The sequence below is a fragment of the Streptomyces sp. NPDC012637 genome, from assembly GCF_042954805.1.
GTDB lineage: Bacteria > Actinomycetota > Actinomycetes > Streptomycetales > Streptomycetaceae > Streptomyces.
The window spans coordinates 331,601-350,027 of the sequence record NZ_JBIBDS010000001.1; the positions used below are offsets into that span (position 1 = coordinate 331,601).

Below are 18,427 nucleotides of genomic sequence, written 5' to 3' on the forward strand. Positions count from 1 at the left end.
CGGGGCAAGGGAGTGGCGGGGCAAGGGAGTGGCGGGGCAAGGGAGTGGCGGCCCGTCCTCCCCCTGTCGGACGGGCCGCCGGTCTACGGGTCGGGCAAAGCGGTCAGTCCGCCGTGCCAGGGCTGCCGAAGCGGAAGGCGGAGAGGCGGAAGTCACCGTGCAGGGTCAGGCGCAGGTCGTGGACGCCCTCGGGCGGGGCGTCCAGTTCGCCGGCGACGGTCTGCCATGCGTAGCGGTCGCCGGTGAGGGGGACGTCGAGCTCGGCCAGCACCTGGCCGCCCGCCCGGACGACCAGCCGTGCCTCGCCGGGTCCGGCGACCTCGCGGGCGGTCTCGGCCTCGATCCGGACGGCCCCGGCGAGGTCGACGCCGTGGAAGAGAAGCGTCCCGGGCCGATCGGGGTCGGTGGGCGTGACCGCGTCACCGTCGGCCCGCGTGGCGTCGACGAGGGTGACGTCGGCGTAGTCGTCGAAGTCGACTGCCGAGGTCCACCGTTCCACGACGCCCCGGGGCGCCGGGGCCGTCCCGGTCACCGTCAGCGGTGCGGTGAGGACCGGATGACCGGCGGAGCGGGCGACGATGATCTCGTAGTCGCCGGGAGCGACGGTGAAGGCGGAGGTGGCGACATCCCAGTGGGCGAGCCGTTCGGCGGGCAGTCGGAACGTCACCTCGCGGCTCCCTCCTGGTTCCAGGCGCACCTTGCGGAAGTCGGCCAGGCGCAGTTGGGGCGCCTCGTGTCGGGCGTCCAGCGCCCGGACGTAGAGCTGCACCACCTCGCTGCCGGCCCGGGCACCGCTGTTGGCCAGGCTCACCGTGACGTCGACCGCGCCGTCCTGGCCGGCCGAGGACCGCGACAGCCGCAGGTCGCGGTAGGAGAAGTCGGTGTACGACAGGCCGTGGCCGAACGGGTAGAGGGGCGCGGCCGGGTGGTACTGGTAGGTCCAGCCCGCCTTGATGATGTCGTAGTCGAGCGGGGCCGGCAGCGGATCGTCGCCCCGGTACCAGGTCTGCGGGAGACGCCCGGCGGGGTCGGCCTCGCCGAGGAGCACGGCGGCCAGCGCGTGGCCCGTCTCCTGCCCGCCGTGGGAGGTCCACGCCACGGCGGGCAGGTGCTCGTCGGCCCAGTCGACGGCGTACGGGTAGCTGCTCATCACCACGAGCGCCGTCTCCGGGCGCACGGCCGCGACCGAGCGGAGCAGCTCGTCCTGCGTCGCGGGCAGGTCGATGTCCGCGCGGTCCTCGGTCTCACGGCCGTTGATCAGGGGGTGGTTGCCGAGGACGACGACTGCCGCGTCGGCCGCCTCGGCGGCTGCCCGGGCCTCGGCCGCGCCGTCGCGCAGCAGCTCTCGCTCCCAGCGTTCGGCGGAGTCCGGGGCATCCGCGGTCACGGTGACACGGCCGTCGGTCGGATCCACGGCGGCGTAGCGGCCGGTGAGCACGGAGCGCAGCAGCACCGTGTCCTCCCCGGCCGGTTCGAGGAGGAAGGTCTCGTGGATCTCCCAGCTCTTGAGCACCTTCTGGTCGGCCGCCATGGTGGCGTCGTCCTTGAGGCTCAGGTAGTGGCCGGTGTCGGCGGCGCGGAGGGTCAGCATGCCGCGGCCCCAGTCGGTCACGTCGAAGGCGGTCTTGCCGAGGAGTTCGCCGGTGGTGCGGGAGCGCAGCGCGATACGGTCGGCGCCCTCCACCCGGACCACCTCGCCGCCGTGGGCGCCGAGTGCGGCGGTGAGGCCGTCGGCGACGGTCACCTGGTAGGGCATGGTGCCGCTGTACCAGTCCTCGCACAGCGTGTCGGCGAGTGGGCCGATGACGGCGATTCTCGGTGTCCGCGCCGGGTCCAGCGGCAGCAGGCCGTCGTTCTTGAGCAGCACCACCGACTCGGTCGCCGCGTGCCGCGCCAGGGCGCGGTGCTCGGGGCAGTCGATCACCTCCGGGCCGATCCCGGCGTACGGGTCGAGGTCCGGGTCGAACTCGCCGAGGCGGAAGCGGAGTTCCAGCTGGCGACGCACCGCGCGGTCCACGTCGGCCTGTTCCATCAGGCCGCGCTCCAGTGCCTCGCGCAGTCGGCCGACCGGCGTGGCGCTGTCCTCGTTGTGGTCGGTGAAGCTGTCGATGCCGGCCTTGAGCGCGGCGGCGTGGGACTCGGCGTGGTCGTCGAAGTAGCGCTCCGGGTCGACCAGGTTGGAGGGGGCCTCGGCGTCGCTGACGACGAACAGTTCGTGGCCGGTCGGGCGCGCCCAGCGGCGCAGCTCGGTCTCGATCAGCGGACTGACGTGACAGGGGCGGCCGTTGACCAGGTTGTACGCGGCCATGGCTCCGGTCGCGGCGCCGGAGGCGACGACGGGCCGGAAGGCGGCCAGGTCGTACTCGTGGAGGACGCGCGGGCGCAGTCCGGAGGAGGTGGTGCAGCGGTCGTCCTCGTTGTTGTAGGCGAGGAAGTGTTTGAGAACGGGAGCCGTCCGCAGGTAGGTCGGGTGGTCGCCGGCCAGGCCCCGGCAATATGCCTCGCCGAGCCGGGCGGTGTGCACCGGGTCCTCGGAGTAGCCCTCCTCGTTGCGTCCCCAGCGCGGGTCGCGCAGCAGGTTCAGTACGGGTGCCCAGGCCTGCAGGCTGTGATGGCCGGCGCCGGTGGCGGGCGTGCGGTGGTGGTGGAAGGCGCGCAGTTCGACCGAGACGGCCTCGGCGACCCGGCGCACCAGGTCCTCGTCCCAGGTGGCGCCGAGGCCGACGGCCTGCGGGAAGACCGTCGCCACCCCGAGCCAGGAGACCCCGTGCAGAGCCTCGCTGCCCGTACGGAAGGCAGCGAGGCCGAGCCGTGGGACGGCCGGCACGTACTGGTGCAGCATCGCGATCCGCTCTTCGGGCGTGAGCCGTGAGAGCAGGTCGTCGACGCGCTTGTGCAGTGGGAGCGCGGGATCACGGAAACCGGGTGGCTCGGATGCGGACGCGGGCGCGGAACTCACGTGGAGACCCCTCAGGTGAGCTGGTGACGGTGGCCGTTCGTCGAAGCGCATCGACGGTCCCATTCGCTTCCATGACCTGTCAATGAAAGCCGCAGAGAAAGCACTTCCCCGTCAACCTTCCCCTGTCCCCCGCGAAACCGCTTCATCGCGCTCCCTACCTGGTCAAGCGATTCGACGTCAGGACCCGGTCCGCGTCCGCAGGTCGACGAGCCGTTCGAAGAAGAACTCGTGCTTGAGGAAGGAGACGTCGTACTCGTGACCCGGGTAGGGCGGGATCAGCTGGGCGGCCTGGAACAGCCGCCAACCGTCCTGGAGCGCGGCCACCCCCGACTCGTACGGCGGCTCGTCGCCGTCGCCCGTGGTGGGCGAGGTGCGGCCGGTGCCGTCGTAGCGCGACCAGCCGACGACATTGGAGTCCAGTGCCGAGCCGGCCAGGTACAGCACGAGCACCTGCTGCCGCAGCACCGGGGCCGCGGTGGCGTCTTGGGTGTCCGCCGACGCGGGCGGGATCGCTTCGGTCGTCATGCCACGGTCTCCTTCGGGCGGTTGGAGACCCTGGTCACCCAGTGGTCGAGGTCGAAGCCGTCGTCGCCGGTCAGCTCCCGCCACAGCAGGATGCGGTTGTACCGCTCCAGCCGCCCGGTCGCTCCCTCGTACCACGGGAACATCGCGTCCAGCTCCGCCGCCACCTGCGGGTCGTGGAGATCCGAGGTGTCCCACAGACGTCGTTGACGCACCCGGGGATTGAAGCGGATCTTGAACATGTAGCGGACGATGTCGCTGTCGTTGCGCCGGCCCCCGTGCCAGATGCCGTGGTGCAGAAGCACCACCGTGCCGGCCGGGCAGACCAACCGGTCCTGACCGAGCAGGTTCTGGTAGCGGCCGGTGTCCGATTCGTTGGTCCGCCGCAGATGGCTGCCCGGCACGCTGAGCGTTCCGCCCATCTCCAGCGTCACGGTCTGCGGGTAGTACATCAACTGGACGTCGAAGGCGTCCGGTCGGACGTCGATGATGGCGTCCGCGTGCAGCGCCTGCGCGGCGCCTCCGTGGGGCTCGCGGATGTGCACGAAGTGGTGGTCCACCCACGGTTCGGGACCGACCAGGCTGCTCAGGGCCCCTGCCACCTGTGGCAGTTCCAGCAGCCGGCGGACGAAGGAGCCCTTCGCGTACGCATCGGACAGCGGCGTCCCGTACGGCACCGGCGGGACCCCGGCCGCCAGTACCGCCAGGCCCTCGGCGTTCATCTCCGCCGGTACCACCGCGTCCAGCCGCAGCGACCCGCGCGCCACGAAGCGCGCCATCTGCACCGAGTTCAGCAGTTCTCGTCTGTTCTCCATGACGGCCACGCTAGGTCCGGCCCGCCGTGCACCGCGTGGGCCGCGTTCACCCTCCACTGGTCGGTTTTCACTCTGCGTCCGCCGCGCACGTCGACGACCGCGTCCCGGGACCGGCCGCGTCCACCGTGGTAGAACCCGTACCCATGCAGACGGTCCTCGCCCATCTCGACGACCCTCCCACTCTCGCCGCCGTCGGTATCGGCGTGCACGGTCCGGCCGGCCAGGTGGACGTGTTCTCCTTGCCGGACCTGTGGCAGCTCCATCTGTACGGCTACGACGCCGACCTGACGGTCGACGGCACCGAGCACGCGATCCGCCCCGGGCGGGTCAGCTTCGTACCGCCCGGAACCGAGGTGCGTTACCGCTACCGGGGCCGTTCCGAGCACCTCTACGCCCACCTCCGCCTGGGCTCGGCGGGAACACCTCACAGCATTCCCGTGATCCAGCGCACCGGAGCCGAGCTCGACCTGCTCACCGCACAGTTGCGGCAGGCACTGGCCGCCTGGCCGAACACTCCGGCCCGGGCCACCGCCGAGGTGTGGGCCGCCCTGTGGCGGATCGCCCGGCTCACCCCGATGCGGGAGCAGAGCACCCGGGCCGTTCATCCGGCGGTGGCGGCCGCGACGGCCCTGATCGAGGCGCGGCTGACGGAGTCCCTGACGGTGCCGGAGATCGCGAAGGCGGCCGGCGTCTCCCACAACCACCTGACCCGGCTCTTCCGCGCCGCCACCGGGGAGACCGTCGTCGGCTACATCCGGGCCCGCCGGATGGAACGCGCACGCCATTTCCTGCGGGCCACCACGCTCTCCATCCCAGCCGTCGCCGCCTCGGTCGGCATCCCCGACCTCCAGGCGTTCAACAAGGCCTGCCGCCGTGAACTCGGGGCGTCACCTCGCGGCATCCGTGCGGCCGGTCCCGCCCCGCGCGACAACGCGGCTCAGTAGATCCAGACCCTCGGCGAGCCGGTAGACGGCGGTGCACGGGTCCTGACGCGGCTGAACCGGATGGAGGATGTGCGCCGCCGACGCGGGCGGCGCGGCAGGGGGCGCCAGAGGCACGCTGTCGACCCTTCGACACCCACCGTGACCGAGAACGCCATCAGATACGGCGAGCCGCCGATCAGGCTCCGGCTGATTCGAGATACCTCCCTGATCTGCGAGGTCTTCGACGGAAGCAACACCGCTCCGCACCTGCGCCGAGCCCGCGACTTCGACGAGGGCGGCCGGGGCCTGCTGCTCGTCGCCCAGCTCACCCAGGAGTGGGGCACCCGGCACACCACCAACGGCAAGACGATCTGGTGCGCGCAGGCCCTCCCTCAGGCCTGCGCGACGTCGTGATCAAACCCGGGCCGGCCCAACTCCGGCCGGCCGTCCTCGGCCGCTTCCGGGTCTGGAGGAAGCCGGTGTCCTCACTCGACGAAGGCTGGGCCTCCGCTGGTCACCCTCTCCCCCGCCGAGCCCGCTGATCCGCTGGGTGCCCGGCGCCGGCGTCCCTGGCGGCCTGACCGCACGTTCACGGCGTCAGGCCGCACCGCGGCACCGTGGCCGGGTGGTGCTACGGGATTCGGGGTCCGTCTCCGTGGTCGGGGATGGGGAGGCGCACGCCGGCCTGGAGGGCGGATTCGTGGGCGATGATGCCGGGGAGGGTGTAGCGGGCGGCGGTCCACGCGTGCAGCGGTGGAGGCGTTCGTGTCGTGACCGCGGTGGCGAAGTCGTCGGCGAGGAAGTGGTGACTGCCCTCGTGGCCGTTGGGTGCGTGCGCGAACTCACGCGGGAGTCGAGAGCGGTCGTGGACGGGTGCGGTGCCGGAGGCGAAGGCGTCGCGCAGTTCCGGGGCGATGTGGGAGAGCGCCGGGTCGTCCGGTGCGAGGGTGGGTGCGGGATGCAGGTGCGCGGTGACGTCGTGCTCGCCCTTCTTGTCCTGCCACAGGCTGACCGAGCCGAGTTGTTCGAGGACTGCTTCCGTGCCGAAGTAGCGGAAGCGTGACTCCTTGCCGATGTATCCGACCCTGCGGAACTCGTTCGTGCGGAAGCTGCCGCCACCTGCGACTTCGAACAGTGCGGTCGCGTTGGAGAAGTCGTTGTCGAACTGGCTGATCTCGCGGTCGAACACGCCGTCGCCGCGTTCGTCCGGAACCCCGATCGCCGAGACGCTCACGGCGTGCGTCTGCCAGGCGCCGAGGACTCCGCCGATCGAGTGGGTGGGGTAGAGCAGCGGCGGGTAGCTGGCGGTGGACTTCCAGTTCTCGCCGCCGCTGTACTTGTACGCGTCGTAGAAGCCCCAGTCCATGTCGTGGACGTAGTCGCCTTCCGCGTAGAACATCCGGCCGAACGCTCCGTCGGCGATCCGGGCGCGCGCGTAGACGGTCGCCGGGTGGTAGTAGCTCGTCTCGCCCATCATGTAGATCCGTCCGGTCTCCTCGACCGCTGCGATGATGTCCGCGATCTCGGCCTCGGTCACGCCCATGGGGACCGCGCTGTAGACGTCCTTGCCCGCGCGCAGTGCCTGCACGGCGAGGGGGCCGTGGGTCCAGCGCTGGGTGAAGAGCGCGATGGCGTCGAGATCGGAGTCGAGCATGTCCTCGAACGAGGGGAGCGTGCCGGCGAGGTCGTGATCGGTGACGAGTTGCTCGGCGCGCTCCGGGATCAGGTCGGTGACCTTGATGTCTCCGACGTCCGGGTGCAGACGCCAGAGTTTGGCGAACGAACCGGCGAACTGGCCGGCGCCGACGATGCCGAGTGAGAACACGCGAAGTCTCCATCAGGACGTAGGAGTGGGTGCGAGCGGGTGCCGGTCGCATGACGGTGCGGGCTTCGGCACTGCTCCATGACGATAGGATCCGAGTCCGCGCGATGTCTGCACCGTTTCGAAGCGAGAACTTCTTGGATCCTCAGGGTGCTCTGGTCGACGAACCCTCGTACCTGCGCGGCTGGTCCGGACGCCCGACGCTGATGGCGGCAGCGCACCGGCACGACGACCTGGAGATCAATTTCGTGGCCGGCGGTGGGTCGATGCTCTATCTCTACGGCGGCGAACTCCTCGAAGTCGCGGTGGGCGGCCTCGCGGTCTTCTGGGCCGCGATCCCGCACCAGTTGGTGGCGAGCCAGGCGACGCGCGTCCACTGGCTGCATGTGCCCTTCGACCGGTTCCTCGCCTGGGGGCTGCCCCAACCCCTCCTCGCCCGCGTGCTCTCGGGCGTGCCGGTGATCACTCCCGCAGCCCGTGCCGACGCGAGCGATCCGGCGAAGTTCACCCAGTGGGCGACGGATCTGGCCGCGGGCGACGACGAACTGCACCGCATCGCGATGCTGGAGATACAGGCGCGCGTCCGGCGCCTGGCGCTTGCCACGGTCGGCGATCCGGCACATCGACACGCCGGTGACGATCCGGCCCTGCGCCAAGCGGTGTCCATGGCGCGGTACATCGCACATCACTTCCGCGAGCCGATCGCTGTCGCGGACGTCGCCGCGGCGGCGAACGTCCACCCGACCTACGCCATGACCCAGTTCCGCAAGGTCGTGCGTACCACGATCGGCGACTACGTGAAGCGGTACCGGCTCGCTGAGGCACGCCGGTTGCTGGTGACCACCGACCTTCCCGCGAGCCAGGTGGCTGCGGCCGCCGGCTTCGGTTCGGTCAGCCGCTTCTACCGCGTCTTCACCGACGCGTGCGGGACCACCCCGGCACGCTTCCGGCACGGACGCGGGCTCTGACTCACCGGGCCACCGCGTCCCACCACGAGAACCGGCCGCATGGCGCCACAGGACCCAGGATCGGGCGTGTACCGACCTGGTGACTCTTGACGAGAACATGCCGCATGTCTACTGTCCTGCGACGGAACCGAACAGACTTCAACAATCAGAAGCCCTGTCCTGGTGAGCCGAATGCCCATGCCCAGACGGGCGTGACGCTGCTCAGGACGACGACGGCATGGCGTGTCAGGTCACTTCCGCGCCCAGCAACGCCGACCTGCACAGCTACCGGCTCACCGCCGACCACACCAGCCGCGACAGCGTGGCCGCCGGCCCCCGGGTCTTGCGGCGTGACCGCACTGATGGCGGCGTCTCCGTCCGTACGTAGCGCCAACAGGGGTCTCTCCCCCTCTCCACGCGCCGTTCTGCCGTACGTCAGGCGGCCGCCGACGCCGACGCGAGGGTGCCACGGCCGGACCGCTGACGGAGCGGCATTCAGTCCAGTTCATCGAGCAACCACTCTCGGAAGAGGACACCCGCATGAGAAAGTCCTGGCTTCTCCACCTGATCACGCTTTTCGCCGCCGTGCTCGGGGTGACGGCGGCAGGTGTCGCCCCCGCGTCCGCCGCTTCCCACACGCCCTTACGCGTCATGCCGTTGGGCGACTCGATCACCTGGGGCGTGGGAAGCAGCACGGGCAACGGTTACCGGGGGCCGTTGTGGGACAGGCTCGCGGCGGACGGCCACCCGCTGGACTTCGTGGGCACGGGGCGGGCCGGTTCGATGTCCGACCCCGACAACGAAGGCCACTCCGGATACCGCATCGACCAGATCGCCGCCCTGGCCGACGCCTCACTGACCCGTTACCGGCCCAACGTCGTGACGCTGCACATCGGCACCAACGACCTCCAAGGGGCCTCCGAGGTCAACACCGCCATCGCCCGGCTGAAGTCCCTCGTCGACCGGATCACCGCCGCCGCACCCGACGCCACCGTCCTCGTCGCCTCCCTGGTGGTGTCCACCAGCAGCTCGGAGGAGCAGCACCGCGGCGCGTACAACCAGGCTATTCCCCAGATCGTGAGCGCCGCGCAGGCCGCGGGCAAGCGCGTCGCGTTCGTCGACATGAGCGGTCTGACCACGGCCGACCTGGCCGATCCCCTGCATCCCAACGACTCCGGCTACCGGAAGATGGCCGACGCCTTCCACCAAGGCGTCCGGGCCGCGGACGGCGCGGGGTGGCTGAGGAACCCCGCGCCGGCCCCCGCGCGCGTGCAGTCCGGCATCGCCGGCACGTGCATGGACGTCAACGGCGCCGGCACCGCCGACGGGACCGCCGTCCAGACGTGGAGCTGCGGCGACGGCGCCAACCAGTACTGGTCCGCCTACACCGACGGCACCCTGCGCTCCCTCGGCAAGTGCCTCGACGCCGCCGGCGCCGGCACCGCCAACGGCACCAAGGCGCAGCTCTGGTCCTGCCACGGCGGCGCCAACCAGGTCTGGCAGCCCTACAACGGCGGCTACCGCAACCCCGCCTCCGGCCGCTGCCTCGACGTCCCCGGCTCCTCCACCACCAACGGCACACAGCTCCAGCTGTGGGACTGCCACGGCGGCTCCAACCAGAAGTGGACGGCCCTGACCGCCGGATGACCCCTCGCTCCCGGGACCTGGGCCCTTTGCGGGCTCAGGTCCCGGGAGGACTCAGAGCACGACTCGGCGCTCCGTACCCGAGGAACCGCCCGGCACTGATCTCGAAAGGGCCGCCATTGACCGAGAAACAAGGGACCTTCCACTGGGGTCACGAGGCCCTTCACCTCGCGCTCGTCCTCGATGACGACGGGGGCCCGCGCCTCACGCACCTCGGACTGCCCGGCGAAGCGGCGCGGAGAGTCCCCGGCGCGTCCCTCCCCCCCTTCGTGGAGGTGACGGCCGCGGGTCACGGCCGCGACTGGTCGGGCAGCCGCCTGATCGGGACCGCTCTGGGCGGGCGGCTGCGCCACCGGACCCACCGCGCGGCCCGCGACGGCGACCGGCACACGCTGACCGTGCACCTCCACGACCCGGAAACCAGGCTGGTCGCGGTCAGCCGGGCCGATTGCGCCTGGCTGCCCGACACGGCCGGGCTGAGCCCGACCCTGCCCACCGCGCCGTCCGCCGTCCTGCTCCGCATCACCCCCACGGACCCCGGCGCGCCCTGAACCACCGCCACCACGCCACAGCTTCATCACCCATCGACGAAAGGACCCATCGGGTGCCAGCACTGCGCAGGCCGGACCAACGCCTCGCCAACCCCGTGATCCCCGGCTTCCACCCCGACCCCAGCGTCTGCCGTGTCGGCGACGACTACTACCTGGCCTGCTCCAGCTTCGAGTACTTCCCCGGCGTGCCCCTCTTCCACAGCCGCGACCTGGTGCACTGGACGCAGATCGGCAATGCCCTGGACCGGCCGGAGCAACTGCGTCTGCCCACCTCCATGCCGTCCTCCGGCGGGATCTACGCCCCCACCCTGCGCCACCACGACGGCCGCTTCTGGTTGATCGTCACCAACTGCAGCGAGGGCGGCGGCAACCTGATCGTCACGGCCACCGACCCCGCCGGACCGTGGTCGGACCCCATCTGGGCGCCGGGCGTCCCCGGCATCGATCCCGACCTGGCGTGGGAGGAGGACGGCACCTGCTGGTGCACGGTCGCCGGTGTCTCGCAGGTCCGTCTCGACCCGTCCACCGGGCAGACGTACGGACCACCGCACCGGCTCTGGTCCGGCGGGCCCGGCGCCAAGGCCCCGGAGGCGCCGCACCTGTACCGGATCGGCGACTACTGGTACCTCCTCATCGCAGAGGGTGGCACCGAGCGCGGCCACGGTGTCTCGATCGCCCGCGGCCATACGCCTGCCGGCCCGTTCGAGCCGTGCCCGGCCAACCCGGTCCTCACCCACCGCGGCACCGACCACCCCGTCCAGAACACCGGGCACGCCGACCTGGTCCAGGGCCCCGACGGTTCCTGGTGGATGGTGCTGCTCGGGGTCCGACCCGGCGGCGGCACGCCGGGCTGGCACGTGCTCGGCCGGGAGACCTTCCTGGCCCCGGTGACCTGGGTGGACGGATGGCCGGTCGTCGGCGAGGTCGCCCTCGACCTGCCCGAGCTTCCGTGGCCGCTCTTCCCCGGCCCTGCCGAGGAGCAGCGGGACGACTTCGACCTCGCCGAACTGCGTCCGTCCTGGATCTCCCTGCGCGACCGGCCGGCCGAACACTGCACCACCAAGCAGCGTCCCGGCTGGCTGACCCTCCGCGCTCGGGGAGGCTCCCTGGACGAGCCCGGCGTGGTGTTCACCGGCCGGCGCCAGCAGCACCTCGCGTGCCGGGCGCGCACGCTGGTCGATCCTTCCGAGGGGAGCGGCGGCCTCGCCGTCCGGCTCGACGAGCAGCACCACTACGCGATCGAGGTGTCCGGTACGGAGGTACAGGTCATCGCGCGCGTCGGGTCCCTGCGCACGGTCGTGGCCGCGCAGTCAGTGCCCGCCGGGCCGGTGGTCCTCGCCGTCACGATCACGGAACCGCCGACTCCGCACGGACCGTGCACGGGACCCGACGTCGTCTCCCTCGGCGTCGAGCGGCCCGACGGCACGCTCACGGAGCTCGCGGCCCTCGACGGCCGCTACCTGTCGACCGAGGTCGCCGGCGGCTTCACGGGCCGGGTCATCGGCATGTACGCCACAGAAGGCACCGTCCACTTCGACTGGTTCGACTACGAGCCCCTCGGCGGCTGAACCCCGGGTGCGCTCGACGAGGGCGTGTACGTCGTGCACGACGTGACCACGACTCGGGGCGGTGGATCGACGTCATGCCCGGCGACGGCGGCGGCAACGCCGGGCAGACCGACCGGGATTTCGTACGAGGAGGTCATCGAAGCGCTTCAACGGAGCGATGGACAACACCACAGCCTGGGGCTAGGGTCGGCGTAGATTTGACGCAGGGAACATGACGTTCGCGCGATCGAAGCGCTTCATCAGGCCGGGAGAGCTGGATGGTAACCCTCGCCGAGGTCGCCCGGCACGCCGGTGTGTCGGCGAGCACGGTGAGCTATGTCCTCAGCGGCAAGCGGCCCATCTCCTCCGCCACCCGGCTGCAGGTCGAGAAGAGCATCCGCGAGCTGGGATACCACCCGAACGCGGGCGCGCGGGCCCTGGCCGGCAGCAGGTCGAACATCATCGCGCTGATGGTCCCCCTGCGGACCGGCATGTATGTGCCGGTGATGATGGAGATCGCCATCGCGGTCGCCACGACGGCCCGGACGCACGGGTACGACGTACTGCTGCTGACCGGCGAGGAGGGTCCCGAAGCCGTCCGCCGCGTCACCGGCAGTGCGCTCGCCGACGCGATGATCCTCATGGATGTCGAACTCGACGACGAGCGGTTGCCGTTGCTGCGCAGCACCGACCAGCCGTCCGTGCTGATCGGACTGCCCGCCGACACCTCGGGACTGACCTGCGTCGACCTCGACTTCAAGGCGACCGGCGCGTTGTGCGTCGAGCATCTGGCGGCGCTCGGCCATCGCGACATCGCTGTCATCGGCGAGGCCTCCGCGGTCTACGACCGTCACACCGGCTTCGCCGAGCGCACTCTCGCCGGAATCCGTTGCCGGGCAGGGGAGTTGGGCATCAGGGTGTTGCACCGGCCGTGCGACGGCGGCTACGACGCGATGGCCGCCGTCCTCACCCGCATCCTCGATGAGCGCCCGGGCACCTCCGGGTTCGTCGTGCAGAACGAGCAGGCGGTCGAGCCACTGCTCGCCGTGCTGCGCCGGCAGGGCCTCGCCGTCCCCGAGGACGTGTCGGTGGTCGCGATCTGCCCGGATCAGGTGGCCGTCCAGGCCTCGGTGCGGCTGACGTCGGTCTCCATCCCCGCGCAGGAGATGGGCCGGCAGGCGGTGGAGCGTCTGGTCGCCAAGATCGAGGGTCGTGGCACCGACGACGTCTTTCTGATCGCACCCGAGTTGACGGTGCGGGCGAGCACCGGATCGGCACCCTGGCACGTGGACCGGTGAGATGTACGGGGACGGCGCGACCGTGACGGTCGGCGCCCGTGTTCGCGGACTACGGCACACTGCGGGCCGAGGCCGACCACGCCCGGGGAGAACGCGGAACCGACCTCGGCCCTGGTGTCGGGTCAGCCGCCGCTGATGGTCAGGTTGTTGGTGTGGAAGTCGAGTCCGCCGGACGACGAGGTGATCTCATAGCCGAACTGGACATCGCCGATGGTCTCGTTGCCGGGCATCCAGCCCTTGGTGTAGGCGATCCAGTTGAGGATCGGCTTGACGTCCACGGTGCCGGAGTGGGAGTCGGACGTCCGCAGGAACGAGAACACCTGGTTCGACCCGTTGGTGCCCTTGTAGACGTTCCAGTTGTGGCCGCCGAGGGTGACGTTGCCCTGATAGCCGCCGATCGGACCTACTGCTCCGTTGTCGTTGACCCAGAGCATGATCTCGTACTGGTGGTCGGTGTCCCAGATGTCGTACGACGTGTTGTACGCGCCGGACGGCGGGACGCTGACGTCGTAGCTGCTGGTGAGCCGGCCGAGCGAGTCGATCGTCTTGTTGATCGTCTTCGTTGCGTTGGGGTAGGACTTGATGCCGCCGGTGTTGGGGTGGTCGGCCCAGACACCCCAGTCGGTCCCGGAGTTGGCCCAGAGGCACTGGCCGCCGGCGCCGGACCCCCAGATGTTGTTGTAGAGCTTGTAGCCGTCCAGGCTGGTGCTGCCCCAGGTGGCGCAGGAGTTCCAGACTGCTGCGGAAGCGGGGGCGGAGGCCAGGCCGACGGTGGCACCGAGGGCCATCGCCGGCGCCAGCAGCGCCATGGTGATCTTGCGCATCGTGCCTTTGACCATGGTGTCCCTTCCACGGGTGGGGGGAATTGTGGGGGGGTGCTACCACGCCCCCTGGCTGAGGACGTGGTCCTCTCCGGCGACGGGTCCGATCGGCTGCGCGTCACCGGAAGAAGTCCTGACGTCGATACGGGCCGTGCGCGTCGGCTGCAGGTCCGCCGTCGGTGCGTGCCGTCGGCGCTCGGCCGTACCAGGGTGTGAAAGGAGATGACGACCCGCTCTGCGTGCGGACCTCCGAGCACAGGTGCGTCGTGATGGCGTGCCGCTCAGGAAGCCGTCCTCCCAACGGGCGGCCGGAGCACCGCCACGCCGTAGCGGCCGAGGGTGACCCGGTCCGTGACGGACGTCCCCGTGAGGAGATCGTGGTGAGTGCCGGGCACCTCGACGGTCACCGGCTCGCGGCCGTGGTTGAGCACGAACAGCGCCTCGCCCCGGCGGACGGCCTCGACCTGCTCGGGCAGGCCGTCGAGCACCGGCCGGACGCCCGTGGCGGAGGCGATCCGGGCCAGCAGGTCGCGCAGCGCCTCCGGCTCCGGGAGCGTGGAGACGTACCAGGCCCGGCCCTTGCGCAGGACGGCGGGCAGTCCGTCGAGTTCACCGCCCTTGTACGGCACGCTCTCGTCGGCGGAGCCGTCGGCCTCCAGCTCCTCCGACCACAGGGACGCCCTGAAGCCCTCGCAGGTGACGGTCTCCCCCACGTCCAGCGGCCACCACTCGTGCAGGGTGCGGATGCCGAACAGCTCTCGCAGCCGGGAATCCATGCCACCGGCGCGGACCCGGTCGTCCTCGTCGGCGACGCCGGTCTGGAAGCCGCAGACGAGGGTGCCGCCCCCGCGGACATGGGCGACGAGACGGTCGATCGCCGCGTCGGTGAGGGCGTAGAGCTGCGGCACGATGACCAGGGAGTACGGCGTCAGGTCGTGCTCGGGGTGGGCGAAGTCGGTGGTGAGGTGCGCCTGCCAGAGGGCTCGGTGCCAGGCGCGCAGGACCTCCGGGTACTCCACCCGGCCGGACGGCCGGCCGTCCTGGGCGCCGGCCCACCAGGCGTCCCAGTCATGCAGGATCGCGATGTCCGCGGTGATGTTCCGGCCGGCCGTCCCGGCGGCGATCCGCTCCAGCTCCGCGCCGAGCTGCTTGACTTCCTGGTAGGTCCGGCCCTCCTCCCCGGCGTGACTGACCATGCCGGAGTGGAACTTCTCCGCGCCCTGCCGGGACTGCCGCCACTGGAAGTAGCAGACGGCGTCGGCGCCCCGGGCCACGGCCTGCAGGGACCAGAGCCGGTTGAGGCCCCGGGGCTTGGGGTGGTTCACGCCCCGCCAGTTGACGGGCCCGGCGGCCTGCTCCATGAGCATCCACGGCCCGCGCGCCTGGGAGCGGGTCATGTCCTGGACGAGTGCGCCGCTCTGGGCGCCCAGCGGGTCGCGCGGATCCGGGTAGATGTCGACGGAGACCACGTCCTCCTCCTCGGCCCAGCGCCAGGCGTCCTGGCCCATCCACAGCGGCATGAAGTTGCTGGTGACCGGGATGTTCGGGGTGTGGCGGCGGACGATGTCCCGCTCGGCGACGTAGCACTCCAGGAGCATGTCGGAGGTGAAGCGCCTGAAGTCCAGCATCTGGGTGGGGTTGCGCATGTAGTGGGGCAGGCGGGGCGGCAGGATGCCGTCCCAGGTGTCGTAACCCTGGCTCCAGAAGGCGGTGCCCCAGGCCGCGTTGAGGGCGCCGAGGTTGCCGTACTTCTCGCGGAGCCAGCGGCGGAAGGCTGCCGCGGCCTCGTCGCCGTAGTCGAAGGTGCAGTACTCGTTGTTGATGTGCCACATCGTCAGCGCCGGGTGACCGGCGTAGCGGGCGGCGAGGTCCTCGGTGATGGCGGCGGCGTAGCGCCGATAGGTGGCGCTGGAGTGCGAGAAGTGCTGCCGGCCGCCCCACCACTCGGTGCGGCCGTCCTCGGTGACGGGCAGGGTGTCCGGATGCAGTCGGCCCATCCAGGGCGGGGGCGAGGAGGTCGGGGTGGCGAGGACGACGCCGATGCCGTTGTCGTTCATCAGATCCATCAGCGTGTCCAGCCGGCCGAACTCTCGTGCGCCCGGCTCCGGTTCCAGCGCGGACCAGGAGAAGACGCCGAGGGTGACCGAGTTGACCCCGGCCGCTTTCATCAGCCGTACGTCCTCGTGCCAGGTCTCCTCGGGCCACTGCTCCGGGTTGTAGTCGCCGCCGAAGAGGAGGCGGCCGCGGGTCGCGTCGCTCAGGCCGGGCATCAGACGGGCTCCCCGTACTGCACGCCGCGCCCGTTGGTGCCGAGGTAGACCCGGCCGTACACGCGCGGATCGCCGGTGACGACCCGGCCGGTCCAGCCCCACTGGTGCTGGTCGTCGTTGATCCGCACCCAGCTCTTCGCCTCGTCGTCGGAGCGGTGGACGGCGTTGAAGCCCTCGGTCGCGCCGACCATGTAGATCGCCGGGTAGGTGGCGCCCGGGGCGGCCTTTCCGAAGCCCAGGGTGTGCGAGGACCGGCAGCTGCCGATCTTGGTGAAGGTGGCGCCGCCGTCGGTGGAGCGGTACAGCCCGGCCTCCTTCGCGCTGAGCCACAGGTCACCTGAGCGTTCCGGTGCCGCGGTCAGCTGGAACTGCGCGTCGCCCGAGGGCAGGCCCGTGGCCGTGGCGGTGAAGGTCAGGCCGCTGTCGGTGCTGGTGTGGACCGTGCCGGCGGTCGTGTCGTAGGCGTAGAGAAGCGTCGGGTCCACGGGGTCCGCGACCAGGACGGCGCCCTTCGGGACGGAGGCGGCCTCGGTCCAGGTGGCGCCGTTGTCCGTCGAGCGGTACGCCGGGTTGACGGTGCCGTTCGAGGACCCGAGGGACCACAGAAGGACACTGCCGTCGGCGTTGGTGACGATCGGGCCGGGTGCGTCCTTGGCGGCGGCCGGCTGTGCCGCGAAGGGCGACCAGGTCTGTCCACCGTCGTTCGACCAGGCGCCGTTTGCGCTCCCGCTCCAGCCGGTGCGCACGACGTACGAGGGCCGAGTGGCGGCCTGGGCGAGTCCCGTCGTCGAACCGAACACGGGGTTCGACGCCATGCCGCGCGAGGGGGATGCCGTGAGCGACTCGTGGTACATCACGCCGATGTCGCCGTTGCCGCTGATCAGATGAGCCTCTCCGGCCGGCGGCGAGATCAGATGGAGGACGGCGGTCTCCTCCAGGCCGCGGATCTGCGGGGCCCAGCGCCTGAGGTCGCGCGTACCGTACAGGGTCGCGCCGGTGCCGTAGACGACGTGCCCGGAGTCGAACGGGTCGAGGCCGAGGGCCTGGATCCACCAGCCGAACTTGGGCTTGTCGTCACCCCACTTGAGGTAGGGGGTCTCGGAGACGTCGAGGACGGCCTCGTCCTTCAGGGACGTCCAGGTGCGGCCGCCGTCGGTGGAACGGAAGACGGTGTCGATCTCGGCCCAGCGGTTGTTGGTGGACACGACGAGCGTCCCGGGCCGACGGGCGTCGACGGCCACGCCGCCGTAGCCGAAGGCGTCGGTCCCGCCGCCGCTCGTCGCCCCGCCGGGCTTCACGGGGGTGACCTCGGTCCACTTGCCTCTGGTCGTCAGCAGCTTGTGCACGCTGCCGTCGGACTGACCGTTGGGGCCGGGGGCGTTGGCGTACGTCACGTACAGCTCGCGGGTGAGGCGGTCGTACGCGGCGCGGATCGGGACCGTCGCGGCGGTGCCGGTCGGCTGCCCTGGGACGGGCTCCCAGGTCCTTCCGTCGGACGTGCGGTACAGGTTGGGCCGGTCGGCGGTGCCGTCGGAGTCGCCCCAGCCGGCGTAGACGGTACGGCCCGCGGCGACCAGGAGGGTGATGCCCTGGCCGGTGGCGCTCGGCGTGGCCGGGAAGTCCGCGGGCTGCCAGGTGGCGCCTCGGTCCGTCGACCTGAGCAGGCCGTCGTGCCGGGTGCCGAGCCACAGCGTGTCGCAGTTCCGCGGGTCGACCAGGAGCCGTTCACCGCATCCGCGCCCGTCCTCGTTGGCTCCGAGCTTCACGGTGAGGTCCGTGCGCTTCCAGGTGGCACCCCGGTCCTCGGACCGCAGCACGGCCCCGTTGCCGGCCCAGGGCTGCGTGTACGTGCCGAGGGCCAGGTACAGCCGGTTCTGGTGGGCCGGGTCGACGGCCATGGCCTCGACGCCGAGGAGGTTCCAGTCGTCCCAGCCGAGGTGGTCGGTCAGCGGGATCCAGCGGTCGGTGCCGTCGTCCCAGCGGTAGGCGCCCCCGATGTCGGTCCTGGCGTAGGCGAGCCCTGGGACCGACGGGTGGAAGAGCACCCCGCTGATGAACCCGGTGCCGCCCATGACGGCGCTGCGCCACCGGTAGCCGCTCTCGGCGACGGCCGAGGGGACGGCGGCCTGCGCCTGTCCCGACACCGCGGGAAGGGAGACGACCGCGGCGGCGGCAGCGGAACCGGCAAGAACGGAGCGCCTGCTGAGGTGGAACCTGCTCATGACATACCTCTGTCCTGACGAAAGGGGAGATCGAGCTGGGATCAGGGGCGCGGGGCCGTGTCGATGTCCGGCTCGGTCGCGTGGGC

General features: G+C 71.1%; 14 protein-coding genes and 1 pseudogene. 8 read left to right on the forward strand and 7 right to left on the reverse strand.

From position 1 onward, the window contains the following. Positions 1-103: 103 nt before the first annotated feature. The 3 genes from ACFY8W_RS01560 to ACFY8W_RS01570 form a co-directional block, all read right to left on the reverse strand. The gene (locus ACFY8W_RS01560; protein WP_391101656.1) at positions 104-3,010 is read right to left on the reverse strand and encodes a glycoside hydrolase family 3 C-terminal domain-containing protein; all 2,907 of its coding nucleotides are present in this window, start codon (positions 3,008-3,010) and stop codon (positions 104-106) included. 126 nt (positions 3,011-3,136) lie between these two features. Beyond that, entirely contained in the window at positions 3,137-3,421 is a 285-nt protein-coding gene (locus tag ACFY8W_RS01565; protein ID WP_391101658.1) for a hypothetical protein, read from the reverse strand. A 59-nt stretch (positions 3,422-3,480) separates the two neighbouring features. Then, complete coding sequence (locus ACFY8W_RS01570) at positions 3,481-4,296, reverse strand: phytanoyl-CoA dioxygenase family protein (RefSeq protein WP_391098791.1); 816 nt, start codon at positions 4,294-4,296, stop codon at positions 3,481-3,483. A gap of 143 nt (positions 4,297-4,439) precedes the next feature. Between ACFY8W_RS01570 and ACFY8W_RS01575 the strand changes: the two genes are divergently transcribed. Both ACFY8W_RS01575 and ACFY8W_RS01580 read left to right on the forward strand, forming a co-directional pair. After that, a complete protein-coding gene (locus ACFY8W_RS01575) occupies positions 4,440-5,240 on the forward strand; it encodes a helix-turn-helix domain-containing protein (RefSeq protein WP_391098794.1) in 801 nt (266 codons plus the stop codon). 147 nt (positions 5,241-5,387) lie between these two features. Continuing rightward, positions 5,388-5,633: pseudogene (locus ACFY8W_RS01580) on the forward strand (ATP-binding protein); the annotation flags it as partial. 217 nt (positions 5,634-5,850) lie between these two features. Here ACFY8W_RS01580 and ACFY8W_RS01585 read toward each other — a convergent pair. Next, on the reverse strand, positions 5,851-7,044 hold the full coding sequence (locus tag ACFY8W_RS01585) for a Gfo/Idh/MocA family oxidoreductase (RefSeq protein ID WP_391098797.1): 1,194 nt from the start codon (positions 7,042-7,044) through the stop codon (positions 5,851-5,853). Positions 7,045-7,094: 50 nt separating this feature from the next. On the opposite strand from ACFY8W_RS01585, the gene ACFY8W_RS01590 reads away from it, so the two are divergent. From ACFY8W_RS01590 to ACFY8W_RS01615, 6 genes are all read left to right on the forward strand, one after another. Beyond that, positions 7,095-8,009 carry a helix-turn-helix domain-containing protein gene (locus ACFY8W_RS01590; protein ID WP_391098800.1) on the forward strand — a complete coding sequence of 305 codons (915 nt, stop codon included), beginning with the start codon at positions 7,095-7,097 and terminating at the stop codon, positions 8,007-8,009. Positions 8,010-8,226: 217 nt separating this feature from the next. After that, positions 8,227-8,376: a hypothetical protein gene (locus ACFY8W_RS01595; protein WP_391098803.1), complete on the forward strand. Its 150-nt coding sequence runs from the start codon at positions 8,227-8,229 to the stop codon at positions 8,374-8,376. Between the two features lie 152 nt (positions 8,377-8,528). Further along, positions 8,529-9,635 (forward strand): ricin-type beta-trefoil lectin domain protein, encoded by a 1,107-nt coding sequence (locus ACFY8W_RS01600; protein WP_391098806.1) that lies wholly within the window; start codon positions 8,529-8,531, stop codon positions 9,633-9,635. A 116-nt stretch (positions 9,636-9,751) separates the two neighbouring features. Continuing rightward, positions 9,752-10,183 (forward strand): hypothetical protein, encoded by a 432-nt coding sequence (locus ACFY8W_RS01605; protein ID WP_391098808.1) that lies wholly within the window; start codon positions 9,752-9,754, stop codon positions 10,181-10,183. A gap of 53 nt (positions 10,184-10,236) precedes the next feature. Further along, positions 10,237-11,751 carry a family 43 glycosylhydrolase gene (locus tag ACFY8W_RS01610; protein WP_391098810.1) on the forward strand — a complete coding sequence of 505 codons (1,515 nt, stop codon included), beginning with the start codon at positions 10,237-10,239 and terminating at the stop codon, positions 11,749-11,751. Positions 11,752-12,008: 257 nt separating this feature from the next. Beyond that, a complete protein-coding gene (locus ACFY8W_RS01615; protein WP_391098813.1) occupies positions 12,009-13,028 on the forward strand; it encodes a substrate-binding domain-containing protein in 1,020 nt (339 codons plus the stop codon). Positions 13,029-13,150: 122 nt separating this feature from the next. On the opposite strand, the gene ACFY8W_RS01620 is transcribed toward ACFY8W_RS01615, so the two are convergent. The 3 genes from ACFY8W_RS01620 to ACFY8W_RS01630 all read right to left on the reverse strand — a co-directional run bounded on the left by ACFY8W_RS01620 (position 13,151) and on the right by ACFY8W_RS01630 (position 18,341). Beyond that, entirely contained in the window at positions 13,151-13,867 is a 717-nt protein-coding gene (locus ACFY8W_RS01620) for a hypothetical protein (protein WP_391098814.1), read from the reverse strand. Between the two features lie 263 nt (positions 13,868-14,130). Further along, positions 14,131-16,119: a beta-galactosidase gene (locus ACFY8W_RS01625; protein ID WP_391098816.1), complete on the reverse strand. Its 1,989-nt coding sequence runs from the start codon at positions 16,117-16,119 to the stop codon at positions 14,131-14,133. Continuing rightward, the gene (locus ACFY8W_RS01630; RefSeq protein ID WP_391098818.1) at positions 16,119-18,341 is read right to left on the reverse strand and encodes a WD40/YVTN/BNR-like repeat-containing protein; all 2,223 of its coding nucleotides are present in this window, start codon (positions 18,339-18,341) and stop codon (positions 16,119-16,121) included. The genes ACFY8W_RS01625 and ACFY8W_RS01630 overlap by 1 nt, the downstream gene beginning before the upstream one ends. Between the last annotated feature and the right edge of the window lie 86 nt (positions 18,342-18,427).